This window comes from Bartonella sp. AC535YNZD (assembly GCF_042196625.1).
Classification (GTDB): Bacteria; Pseudomonadota; Alphaproteobacteria; order Rhizobiales; family Rhizobiaceae; genus Bartonella.
This window is the reverse complement of record NZ_JBHIQP010000001.1, coordinates 19909-32291: the sequence shown is the minus strand read 5'-3', so window position 1 is coordinate 32291 and position 12383 is coordinate 19909. Positions and strand designations below refer to the sequence as shown.

The 12383-nt window shown below is 35.0% G+C and carries 9 protein-coding genes, 1 tRNA gene and 1 pseudogene; 4 read left to right on the top strand and 7 right to left on the bottom strand.

The genetic code is table 11. The features are described 5' to 3' along the window. The first annotated feature begins 342 nt into the window (after nt 1-342). Complete coding sequence (gene ptsP / locus ACFIM8_RS00105) at nt 343-2874, top strand: phosphoenolpyruvate--protein phosphotransferase (protein ID WP_375614308.1); 2532 nt, start codon at nt 343-345, stop codon at nt 2872-2874. 1615 nt (nt 2875-4489) lie between these two features. Next, nucleotides 4490-4579: transfer RNA gene (locus ACFIM8_RS00100), tRNA-Ser, on the top strand. Nucleotides 4580-5053: 474 nt separating this feature from the next. On the opposite strand, the gene ACFIM8_RS00095 is transcribed toward ACFIM8_RS00100, so the two are convergent. The 7 genes from ACFIM8_RS00095 to ACFIM8_RS00065 all read right to left on the bottom strand — a co-directional run bounded on the left by ACFIM8_RS00095 (nt 5054) and on the right by ACFIM8_RS00065 (nt 10752). Beyond that, nucleotides 5054-6274 carry an MFS transporter gene (locus ACFIM8_RS00095; protein ID WP_375608754.1) on the bottom strand — a complete coding sequence of 407 codons (1221 nt, stop codon included), beginning with the start codon at nt 6272-6274 and terminating at the stop codon, nt 5054-5056. A gap of 1365 nt (nt 6275-7639) precedes the next feature. Continuing rightward, nucleotides 7640-7771, bottom strand: coding sequence for a hypothetical protein (locus tag ACFIM8_RS00090; RefSeq protein WP_375608756.1), 132 nt, complete (start codon nt 7769-7771; stop codon nt 7640-7642). 107 nt (nt 7772-7878) lie between these two features. Then, nucleotides 7879-7968: a YqcI/YcgG family protein gene (locus tag ACFIM8_RS00085; protein WP_375606207.1), complete on the bottom strand. Its 90-nt coding sequence runs from the start codon at nt 7966-7968 to the stop codon at nt 7879-7881. Continuing rightward, the gene (locus ACFIM8_RS00080; RefSeq protein WP_375606208.1) at nt 7934-8194 is read right to left on the bottom strand and encodes a hypothetical protein; all 261 of its coding nucleotides are present in this window, start codon (nt 8192-8194) and stop codon (nt 7934-7936) included. The genes ACFIM8_RS00085 and ACFIM8_RS00080 overlap by 35 nt, the downstream gene beginning before the upstream one ends. A 116-nt stretch (nt 8195-8310) precedes the next feature. Then, the gene (locus tag ACFIM8_RS00075; RefSeq protein WP_375614307.1) at nt 8311-8679 is read right to left on the bottom strand and encodes a hypothetical protein; all 369 of its coding nucleotides are present in this window, start codon (nt 8677-8679) and stop codon (nt 8311-8313) included. Beyond that, nucleotides 8660-9565, bottom strand: coding sequence for an ATP-grasp domain-containing protein (locus ACFIM8_RS00070; protein WP_375614306.1), 906 nt, complete (start codon nt 9563-9565; stop codon nt 8660-8662). The genes ACFIM8_RS00075 and ACFIM8_RS00070 overlap by 20 nt, the downstream gene beginning before the upstream one ends. Next, nucleotides 9562-10752: a hypothetical protein gene (locus tag ACFIM8_RS00065; protein ID WP_375606231.1), complete on the bottom strand. Its 1191-nt coding sequence runs from the start codon at nt 10750-10752 to the stop codon at nt 9562-9564. Before ACFIM8_RS00065 ends, ACFIM8_RS00070 begins: the two co-directional genes overlap by 4 nt. A gap of 1098 nt (nt 10753-11850) precedes the next feature. Between ACFIM8_RS00065 and ACFIM8_RS00060 the strand changes: the two genes are divergently transcribed. Together ACFIM8_RS00060 and ACFIM8_RS00055 are read left to right on the top strand one after the other, a co-directional pair. After that, on the top strand, nt 11851-12063 hold the full coding sequence (locus ACFIM8_RS00060; protein ID WP_375606210.1) for a hypothetical protein: 213 nt from the start codon (nt 11851-11853) through the stop codon (nt 12061-12063). A gap of 26 nt (nt 12064-12089) precedes the next feature. Then, nucleotides 12090-12296: pseudogene (locus tag ACFIM8_RS00055) on the top strand (hypothetical protein); the annotation flags it as partial. Nucleotides 12297-12383 lie beyond the last annotated feature (87 nt).

Sequence of the window (12383 nt, the reverse complement as noted above, 5' to 3'; positions counted from 1 at the left end):
GGGAGAATAATGGAAAGTTATGTTGAATAACTTAGGATAATGAGAACGTTTTGAAAGCATAGTTTTTCAGGTGATTGGTGCTGTAAAAAACGGTTTTTTTGTCTTTGTAAAGTAAAAGAGTAAGAGGCAGACTTGCTTATGATGATTTTAAGCACTTGGCTAGATAATAATATCCAATTGTTTTATCGGTTACATTGAGGTATTTAAGCACCTCACTTAGCTATATTCCGTAAAATATAAATAAAGCTGTGGTGGTATTTATAGCTTGTATTTTGGGAAATGCAGCTTTGAAAAGGAATTTATCAGAGATATTGGTGTTCAAATGTGAGGCAATTTGAATTCATGATGAGATATGAGAAAGCAGAAGCAATGAATGTAGATTTTACTGATGGTGAAATCTTGTCTATAAGATCTGTAAAACTTGCAGCTGCTTTTGATCATAAAAATGATGCAATTTATGCTGCTGCTGAATTGCTTGTGCAGGTTGGTGCCGTTGATAAATGTTATCTGGCAAGTATGCTGGCACGTGAAGAAACAACCAATACTTGGCTTGGAAATGGTATAGCCATTCCTCATGGTATGGCTGAAAATCGTGATTTAATTATCAAGGATGCTGTTGCTGTTATACAGGTTCCTGCTGGTGTTGAGTGGCAGGATGGCAAGAAAGCATATTTGGTTATTGCCATTGCAGCGTGTCCAGATCGCTATAGAGAAATTTGTAAAAAATTGACGTCTCTTTTATTTGATAAAAAACAGCTTGAAGTACTTGCAACAACTATGGACAAACAGCAAATTGTTACAACTTTGTTTGACAAAAATATGAAGATAGAAAAAACTTTTATTGGTGACCTTTCGGTGTGTCAGGAATGGATTTTAGATTATCCAAGTGGTCTTCATGCACGACCAGCTTCTCTTTGGGTTGATTTTGCGAAAAAGGCTCAAAGCTCTATCAGAGTTCGCCATGGTCAATATACCGTTGAAATGAAAAATTTAGTTGGTTTATTGCAATTAGGAGCAAAAAACGGTGATGTTCTGATTTTTTCTACAGATGCTGCAGAAGGAGCACAACTTCTCAATGATGCCATTGCTATTGCAAAAAAAGTGAGTATTAGCGAAAAATGTCTGATGAGAGCAATGGAATCTCAAACAAAGGCTTTTCATGGTTGGTATCCACGCTCTATGCAAAAAGGCATTTCTGGTGTTGGAGCGAGTTCAGGATTAGCATTTGGTAAGATTTTTGTTTTAAAGCAAAATGATATTTCCATAATAGATCAGCCAATTGATTTTGCAGCTGGTGCAGCATGTCTTGAAAATGCTCTTACAAAAACAAAACATAAAATGGCATCTGTGATTTCTGATATTACAGTGCGTATGGGAGCAGATTCTGCTGCGATTTTTTCTGCGCAAATGGTTTTGCTTGAAGATGAAAATTTAATAGCTCAAGCTTGTCGTTTTATAGCGGAAGGTCATGGTGTCGCTTGGTCTTGGGATAGAGCGGTTCATCAATTTTCAGATATGTTTTTTAAGGTGGATAATCCTTTGTTAGCAGCACGTGCTGTTAATTTAGTTGATGTTGGTCGACGTGTTTTAGGTGAAATCAATCCATCCTATAGATCGTTCTTTTTAAATGATATTCCACATGGTGTAATTCTGGTTACAAATGACCTTTCTCCTTCTGATGTAGCACAACTTGATTGTACAAGGGTAAAAGGATTAGCAACAGCATGGGGAGGTCCGTTATCTCATACAGCTATTTTGGCGCGTACTCTTGGTATTCCAATGGTTGTTGCTGCAGGTGATGATATTTTAGCAATTCAGTCTGATATTCAGGCTATTATTGATGGCGATAACGGGTTTATTTACCTTGATCCTACGCTTGAAGACGTTGAAGATGCTCAAAGGCATATTGATACTGTTGCGCAAAAACGTGTCAGTGAAATAAGTACGTGTAGATTACCAGCGCAAACGACAGATGGTCAAAGAATTCGTATCATGGCTAATGTCAACTACGCAAATCAGGTTCCTGTTGCGCTTGATTTGGGGGCTGAAGGTGTTGGACTTATGCGCACGGAATTTTTGTTTTTAGAGAATCCATATATTCCGGATGAAGAGCTACAATTTAATATATATCGGGCGATGATTACAGCTGTAGGAGATAAGCCATTAATTATTCGTGCACTTGATATTGGTGGAGATAAACAGGTTACGCATTTACATTTATCTAAAGAGGACAATCCTTTTTTAGGTGTTCGAGGAACGCGGCTTTTGTTACGTCGACGTGATCTTTTGGTGCCTCAATTACGTGCTTTATATCGAGCAGCAAAAGAGGGTGGAGATCTATGGATTGTGTTTCCGATGGTCATGTCTGTTTCAGAGATTGTTGCTCTAAAAAAGATTGCAGAGGAAATCCGCAACGATATTGATGCACCAAAATTAAAACTTGGTATTATGATCGAAGTTCCAGCAGCGGCCATTATGGCAGATGTATTGAGCGCCCATGTTGATTTTTTTTCAATTGGAACCAATGACCTAACACAGTATACAATGGCTGTTGATCGGCAAAATCCGTACCTTGTGTCTGAAGCTGATAGCCTTGATCCAGCAGTTTTGCGTATGATTTATCAGACTATTCAGGGAGCTGCACAAAATAAGTGTTGGGTTAGTGTATGTGGTGGTATGGCTGGAGATCCTTTTGGTGCAATGATTTTGACTGGATTGGGAATTAATGAGCTTTCTATGATATCTTGCGATATTTCTCCAGTAAAGGCGTATTTACAGACTCATAGTTTTGAAGATATGAAAATTTTAGCACAAAAAGCATTACAATGTGAAACTGCACGAGCTGTACGTGCTCTAAGCAAGGATATAAGGTGATAAAAAACATTAAGGGGAAAGAACGAGCTCATTTTGCAGACTAATCAGATTTTTAGTGCTGTAAAACATTATCCTTTAGGACGATTATAGGCAGCATATTAATTTATAATGGTAATTTATCGTTTTACATAATGAGAACCCTGAATATTGTAGGGTTTTCTCGTTTTAAATTTCTCTATATTAAATTAATAAAAATTATTCTTTTATACATTACAAAGAGGAGTAATGTATAGATAAAAACACTCTAAGAAAGAATAAATTCCTTTTATGCATTCTCTCAAATAGCAATAGATATTGTAACATTAGGCGATAAATAGCGTGATGTTACTTGGCTTTTCCTTTTTATTTAAGGAAAGATGATGCTATCCAATAGATTTTATACCATTCATAGACACCGTATGAGTTAGATGTGACAAGCTTTAAGAGATGTTTTTTAACAAACGTGTGGATGAGAAAGAAAATAGTATTTTTAGAGTATTCTGTTTTGTGATGAGACCATATCACGCTTAAAGAATGCGATAATTAAAAGTATGAAGTAATACGTAACCTCTTTTAAATAATTGAGATTACTTTAGATATTTTGAAAACTGTAAAGCTGAATTTAAAAGTATATGGTAAAAATGAAAACAGGTTTGCATTTTTATGATTTTGTATTTGATCAAAACGAGACTATTTTTTCATTTTAGAAAATAAGATATATTCATACATATTAAATTAAAAATGCAAAGTTTTTTGTCTGAATTTTATTTTCTTTAGTATCAACTAAATATAGAAGTGTGAAATTGAGTAGAGGATTTAGAGTAGGGCTTATTATGGATCCTATGAAAGAGAAAACTGATACCGTCACACTATTTTACAGCTCTCAATGTTGCAAAAATTCGTGCTATTTAAGAAAATGCATAAGAGCCACTTATCCTCTCTTAAAATGTTCTCCCCCCACATACCATCCCTTCCTATTAAGCAAGTGATTTTAATTAATTCAATATGAAAGGGGTTATGGTGAGAAAAAATTACGATATTCGAGGTTTTTATGATGTGTAAACGATGGTTAATCATTATAAATCAATATGTTATATATTGTCTGAAACATAAAAGTGATTAGCTGGTAGATCTCATTTCAAGAGAGAGTTGTTTGTAATCAAAGTTATAGTGATTAAGGATTTTCATCCTTGGAGGCAAGAAGGAGGTCGAGAATGATTTTATTGAAATGAAATTTATTATCTGAATAAACAATTTTAATATTAGGGATATAAGAAGTTCATATCGTTATTATTCTATTTATTATTAGGGTAATCAATGCTGTGAAGCGAGAAATATTTAATTATTTGGTTGCGTAAAACCATGGACTGTATGCCAATTTTAAGAGAAGTATTTTTTTGTGAAGCAGAAAGTGCGTAAATGAGCATGAAAGTTTATAACTGGTGACAATCTTTTTATTCCCATTATTGTATTCTACAAACCTATCCACGAAAAAAGTTTTTTCTTAAAAAGAAGAGATGTGCTTGTTATTCAACAGATAAAAGCTCTTATTTTAATAAATGAATTTGTTTTTTGGGTTTTGAATGTATAGTTTAGACTTGCACGTTATTTCTTTCTGGGTATAGTGCAAACTTCTGGAGAGGTGGCCGAGTGGTTGAAGGCGCACGCCTGGAACGCGTGTATATGGGAAACCATATCGAGGGTTCGAATCCCTCTCTCTCCGCCATTAATTTAAAACGAACTTTCATATGCTTGATATGACATAGTTTAAAAAGCTCAGCATTTGCAGGATTTTTTATTGTTTGAAATTGACTAGTTCGCGCCGATCTATGCCTGTCGTTATGTACACTTAGAAATTACTATTGAATTTTCATCAATTTTATAATTTCTAAGCTCCTCTTCTCTCGATCTTTAGATAACCTGATCTAGCATAAACGATCTCTTCAAATATCATTAAAGGATTTTTGCCATTATCACTAACTTCTGGTAGAGCTTTTAGAATTAATGGTGATCATAGTGCTATTTGCAATTTTGTTGATTAACGGGCTAAATGCGTTTTATCCACATGAGAGATAACGAATACCTCAGCTTTTTTCACGCAATGTGCTCATTTAAAATTAATGTCATGAATATTTGTACAAAATTTTTATCTATACGATAATCAAAAAAAGGCTGACGTAATATAATAATTGAACATCATTCATGCGGCACTTTCTTTTATCTCTAAGCTTTGTATGTAAATAGATAGTCCGTGCAAAATAAATAAAGGGGCGCAAAAGCCTATAAATACACACAGGACGTATAATATAGAAAATGAAAAAAATTTTCCTGCATATAAAAGCACAATAGAGAATAAAGCTGTTATAATGCGCACACTGGCATCGCCTGCCAAAATAACCTCGGCTAAATTTTCACTAGGTGTGATAGCTTGTCCAATTGTTATTCCCGATACCCTAAAATAAAATTGCCCAATACCTAATAAAAACCCCATAATATAAAGGGAATATTGAGTAAAATTTAAATATAAAACAAAAGAGATTGCGATCACGGCAAAAGCCGGTGCCCCCCATACAAAAAAACGAATTAAAGATGGAAATTTCCGTAAATAATAAGATGAGATAAGACCATTGATCACAAAACCCAGTGCTGACAAAGCAAAAATAGAATTTTGAATAGCTGTAAATTTTATGTTATCTGATGTTATAGAAGCAAGAGCAAGTGGCAATAAAACAATAGGCCCCGTATAGAGAGAATTATTCAAAATACGATTAATCGTTAAAAACCGCAACGCAGAAATCCGCCAAAGGCATCTAAAACCAACTCCATAAGCCTTTTGAGATGGCTTTTTTAATAGCTCTTTTACTCTGTTTAGGTGTTGTATAGACTTTATACGAAACCATAAGCTGGCATTCAAAAGATAGATAAATACAATAAAGGCTATGGCTATTTTGTGCCCCAAATGCGCAATTATAAAATATATAAGCAACGGGGATATAATAACAAAAAACTGACAGCAACTAGTATAAAATGCAAAAATTCCAGCTTTTTGTTTGGGAGCTGGAACCAGCAGATTCAAGGCACTATTGTTATTTGGATTATCAGCCCCCATCAAGAGAGAAAGTAAAAAAAATACAAATAAAATAAGTACCGGATTGTTCATAAATAATAAGAAAGACAATAAACAAGCGCAAATAATTTGACTATAAAACCCAATTATAAAGCCTTGATAGTGCGCCAACACATTTCCCAAACATAAACCAGCAATTCCAATTGCGATTAAATTAACGACATTTAAAGTAGCAGACGCTTTTCCCGTTGTATCTTGGAATTGTAACAAAGAAAGGCCAATAGATAATACACCACTAGCACAAAAACTCGTCAAACAACCAATCACAATCATAAGAAAAACAGAATTACGCAATAGCCTCTTCCCTCTTAAATAGAGACTCAAGCCATTTTACGATTTTCTCCATTATCGAATATGGTTCGGGACTAAATTCCAGTTTTTCGTAAAATTTTAGTCTAAATGCGTTATAGACACTTATTTTTCGCAAGTCATCTGTCAGCATGAATTCTATACTTGGTAACGTTGTACGCATAGATTGAGACAAATAATAGGAAATTACTTTCCAATACATATAGGTACGCTCTCTTGCCAAATAATTTTCCAAGGCATATTTCAAGTGACAACCACTTAAAATATATTTCGGACAATGGTGCAACGGATAATAAATACAAATAGCACCGGCTTCATGTACGGTACAAGAAGAAATATTAATATTTTATCATTTCATAATATTATAAAAATGTTCAGTGAGCAGATCTTCCAAATTTAGTCTAGTCACAACAAGATTGGTTGCTAATTTTTGAGCAACATGAGACAAAACCAATCTTACTGTTAAAGTTCCAATAACCTTTAAGTCAGATTCTGAATAAGCTTTTTTAAAATTCTCCACCTCTATGTTTCTGTGACATATAATAACGAGCTCATCTCGTCTGAATGAACAAGATGTAATTCTAAACCAATATTATCACAAAGTTTTGAGCTCTTGAATTCTCCGTATCCTAATCTGGTATTCTTAAATCATTATAGGAACTGAGAATTTTTAAGTATTCCAACTTTTATTAAACTTTGTAACAATCTATAGGAATCTTCCCTTCACTGAATTCAACAATTATTTTCTCACCACTACAAGAACAAAAAATTATCTTTGAATTTGCTTACTTTTAGAAAGAAAAATGAGCAATACTCTTCCTTAACTAAAAGAAACACGCTCTATACCTTTTTCTTTATGATTATCAAAAAACTATTCCGTTACAATTAACCATCAATCATTAGGATAAATATTCTGCGTTTAGCCTAATAAACTGTTATAATCAATGTTTCTCTCTGTTCTAAAAATCAGCGCTTTTCATTCTAGAGATACTCGTAATTGCTGTAAAATCTTTCCAAAAAAAGCCCCCTTAAACATTGCTATTAACACGATCATCCTGAGAAGTTTTATACATACACACTACATTATACGGAATGCTATGTATTTTAAAACTTACTCAACTAACCAATATTTTCTAATGGGCAAAATAAATCACGAAATTTGTGTGCTGTCACAATTAGAAAAACAATCATATATCTCCCTCTATAATTCAAGAGAATTTCATCGACCTTGTGAATATGTCAATCGCGTATTTTTTTGGAAAATCCCTTTGTATCTTTATAGAGCCTTGTTTTGGCAGCATAATTTTTAATATATCATAAATATTTTTATTTAATTTAATTTTAGAAAACTTAGTCATTATCGTGTTTCATTAAATGATATGAGTAAGGTAGGGATTCAATAGTGTTGTTTTGCAGAAAATATTGCGTCCATTCTCTATTTTGGGGTTCGCCATATTTTCCTAAAAAAGGAGATTTTGTGATAATATCAAAAGGTTCAAGCTTTTTTCCTATAACGAGAAAGCATTTTGTTCTGTAGAGAGAAGATCAGAAAAAACACTTAAGCTGGAAAGTTAACATAAATATAGAACTTACTTAATTCTGTTTATATAAGACGGGGTATTGCAAACTATGAATATAGGTTCGCTATGAAAGCAGAACTCCCATAGACGATTGTACATATTTTTTGTATATACTTAGGTCATTCTCGGTTGTCAAAATCTCGCAAATTTTTAAGCATAGATCAGAATTTTTCTCTATAAACTTCGATACTTTGTATGGGGCTGGCTCCTCGAATGCAATAAAAGATGTGTTCTTTCCAAAACTTTTATAATTATCGCAATAAGTTATCAGGTCTTCCATCATATTTTTTGAGGTTAGCTTGTTGTAGAACCCAAATCTAAGCATATTTTTTGAGTATCCATTTACACCAAATAGGCAGAAAAGGCCTAATTGTGTTATTCATGGTTGCATTGAATTCTTTAAAAATGACTTGCTTCCATTTTTAATATTTGTCTATATTTTCAATTATTTGCGCTTCTGAATCCATGTTTTCCTCCCCATTGCTGTATTTTATAGAAATTGCTACGAATGATCCTCTCCAAAGCTGATAATTCATCATCACTGTGTCCCCAAATTGCTATAATAGCTGGGCAGGTATTTAAATCGATGGTTAGGGGGAGGGGCTCGTTTTCTTTAAAAAAGAGCATAAAATGAACCACATTTTCCCAGGAATAAAGCTTTTGCCGCCATACGTTAACATCTTTTATAATATGACCGTCGATCTCGTTGATAAGGAAGATAATACGCCCTTTTTTCTTAAAGCGACTTGGTGTTTGCGAAAACACGCCTGCAATAAGGTTAACGGAGCTTTCAAGTAAACTCATCTTCATAGCAATGCGCGAACAAGGTGGGTGCAATTCCTCCGTGGAGGCGGGCTCCTACTTCGATCATCACTGGACCACGAGCTGTTTGCATGATTTCCATATGCGCAGGTCCATATTCAATCCCCAGCGCGCGAATGCATTGTTTTGCATAAGAGATAAGAGGGGCATAAGAGGGATCTTGAGAATCAAGCACATCAAGTGTTTCATAAACAAAAGTACTTCCATTATGAATACCTTTTTTATATCGTGACAAACTACATATTTTTATAGCCTCTCCCTTTACAACGGCATCGACGATGTATTCTTCTCCCTCCAATCTTTCTTGGAGCAAATAGGCCTCGTTAGGTGCGCCAAAAATATTTTTTTTCTTCCAGTCTATTTCAGAGGTCCACATTACTACTTCCTCAAGATTAGAGAAAAATAAAACACCATCACTCCCTGCAGAATCATTTGGCTTTACCACATAGCCGCTGTGGCTTTCAAAACCATCGAAAGTACAATCGTTTTTTGTAAGAATCTTTGATCGGATGTAAGATAAACCATTTTCACAAAGGCGTTTTTGCATCGCTGCTTTTTTCCGTCGCCAATCGGTAGTCAAGGGGTTATTCCCAAGACAACCATAATAAGCCGCCAATTGCTCTGCACAATAGATACCTCTTTCGGCACCCGCTATTACAGCCTCTATCGTGCCGATAGGAAAGCGTTTCTTTATCTCATCTACACTATGAAGCTTCGTTTCTGCCATGCCCTTTCCCTGATAAGAAAGCATAAAGTGTGAAAAAGATGCTGCTTGAGAGACAACACCATAACAAGCATAGCCTAATTTTTGCAAAGCAGGGCCATAGAGGGCACCTGTGGAGAAAGGGTCGACAATAAGAATAGGTTTTCTCATACTTTGTTCCGCTGTGATAAAAGGAAAAGAACATAAATAAAGATTATCAATCCTATAAGGGGCAGAAGATAAACAGCTGCTTGAGGACCCATAAGGGCAGAGCTTGTAAGAAGACCAAGGATAACATAACCTGCCGACTGGGAGAGAGTATAAAGCATGCCGCTATAGCTTCCCACCAGCTCTGCTTGAGCCTCTGTTTTGGTGGCTTCAATCGTATGTTTGCGGGCATTAATTCGCATGGTATTCATTGAAAAACCAATAAAAAAGCAAAAGGCCACAGCTAAATAGGGCGATTGTGTGGTGCTAAAAATAAGATCAGCTACGCTCAACATAAGGGCTGGGAGAATAAATTCAAAACGAGGGATTTTGATAAAAGCAGCCAAAAAAGCGCCCATGCCCGCAACCGCACTGCAAAGCCCATAGTATTCAGAGCCAAAATTTTTCACACTCTGAAAAAGAATGGTTGCCAGCGTATTATAAGCGCAAATATGAAAGCCAATAAGTCCTATGCAGACGCATAAAAGTTTAAGCTCACGGGAGAGTCCATCCGCTTGCGGTGTAGGTGCTGGCTTCTTACCTGTTGCAAGTGCTGTGGTATCTGTAGCGTTGTATTCATCGCAAAATATAATATATCCGGCTATAAGGCTTATAATGATGTCAAACACACAAAGTGTCACAATCAAACCATTATAACCGATTTCAGCCGCTGCCCCTCGAGGGCTGGTCGCTTCTAAGAGATAACCACTTAGTGCTGCTCCCAAAAAAGCGCCAATTTGCACCACTGTTTGCATAATTCGGGAAGCCTTTTGGGCGCTAATATAACCACTAAGTGCTAGTTTAGTATTATAAGTCTCGAGTGTGCTTAAGGTAATCAAAGAGAGATAGCCGATAGAGATAGAGACAGCGATAAAACCAAAGGGGGAATCAGCGTAATGGAAAAGAGCAATCAATAAAAGAAGGCTATAGATAATGATCCGCCTTTTGTATAAATCGATCAACCGCAGTGAGGCTTTAATGTGCACAAGTCCGCTTTTTTTCAAAAGATAGGGCATAAGGGTGCCTAAAGCCATGGTTACGCCTAGGAAAACCGATGAGGATGTTATGCGATAAGCATTCCAAAGATTACTTAAAAATAAAACCATATCAGAAAGATACAGCAGGACAACAAGCCCATAAAACCGAAACATCAGTTGTTTGTGCACATTATCCCCCCCATTTCAGAATCTCTTCAAAACACACAGTATTATAAATCAGCATACATGTTCAAAAGCTATAAACGTGTACATGTATTGCTGTGCATGTCAAGTTTTTTCGGTAGGAAAAATTGAACGCTGATGTTTATGGTAGAGATAGCTTATTTTCAGGAGAATGAGTAGGATGGAGGCTGGTATTTTTACTGTGTTTCTTGGCAGGGGGCTTGCCAATAAGGGACTATGTCCTAGAGATATATTTTGCACTTTCAAGTTGATTTTGTTTATACTCAAGGTTGAGGTTTTTCTATTGACCGTTGTTAGATGTTGTTGTGACAATAAACTTCGTTATCTATCAGAAACATTTATGGCATTAGCGCTAAGGTATTGTATTAAAACCTTTACATAGTAGTCTTTTTATAGAGAGAAGGTATTATTGGTTCAGTTTTAGGAGGCTTTATTACGGCTGATTTTGGCGTCGTCGTTGTTTGAGGGCTTATTATAATATTCTTAGTTTCAGTTTATGAATATAGCGAAACATTTGATTCAAAAGCTTTTGCTAGGCATATTTCAATATCTCAGCGATGTTTTCCAAGAATTGCTCTGCTGCTTTTTAACGGAATCGGATATCAAATGCTTATAGCGAGGGAAGTGGTTTGAGAAAAGATAGAGTTGATTTCATTAGATTCCTATGTAGCGGAATCTACTACCAGCTCTTAGGGACAATAAATACTGAGATCGAACTCATTTCTCTACACTTACACGACGCTATAGGAGTAATCCTCGGAAACTCTACTAGAATTCGTTAAAAAATGGCAGGTTATGGAGTGTGATCAAAAAATATATTTTTTACAAATACTTAATCTCATTTTAAGTTGTCTAAAATATAACCTTATCTTAAAACTAAGTCGATATACCGCCATTTATCATAAAGTTAATAAGTTATACAAAATGCGGGAGTATTGTGTTTTTCTGTTTAGAGACGAGTAAAAAAAACACCTTATTAAACATTAAGAGATTTCAGACATAAAACAATTTAACTTATGGAAAGTATATAGACAAAATGTATTTTGATAAAAAAGTTTATAATTCCATGTGGTCTTCAAAGAAATTTCTCGCCATTACTCAACAGAAAAACATATAATACAAACTTTTCAACCCAGTTATTGGTATAGAAATAATCCAGAAATTAGAGATTACTTAGATAATGGAAAAGCAATTGATCCGTTGCTTTTAGCACTCTTATCAGCGACAGATAGACGCAAACATACGCTTGAAATTATTGAACCTTCCTTAACGTCATCGTAAAATTTATTAATTAGGATCGATATGTTTATTCTAGTCTTGCTTATTTTTATGCTCGAGAGCTTTCTGTTGAAAGTGCCTTTAAATTAAATCAATCTATTCTAAGACCTCATATTACATTTTATCTTCATTTACCGCCCATTACTATACTGGAACGGTTGCAGAAAAGGGATGGTTTAAACTTAAAATACGAAGAAAAACTCTCTTTTATTGAAAAAATTTATTTGGAAAGCTAACTGTAATGGGCTTGTTTTAAAAGATTTAGAGAAGAGGAATAGAAAAGTTATCAATATTTATCGTGAGGATAATAGTGTGTTTATTCT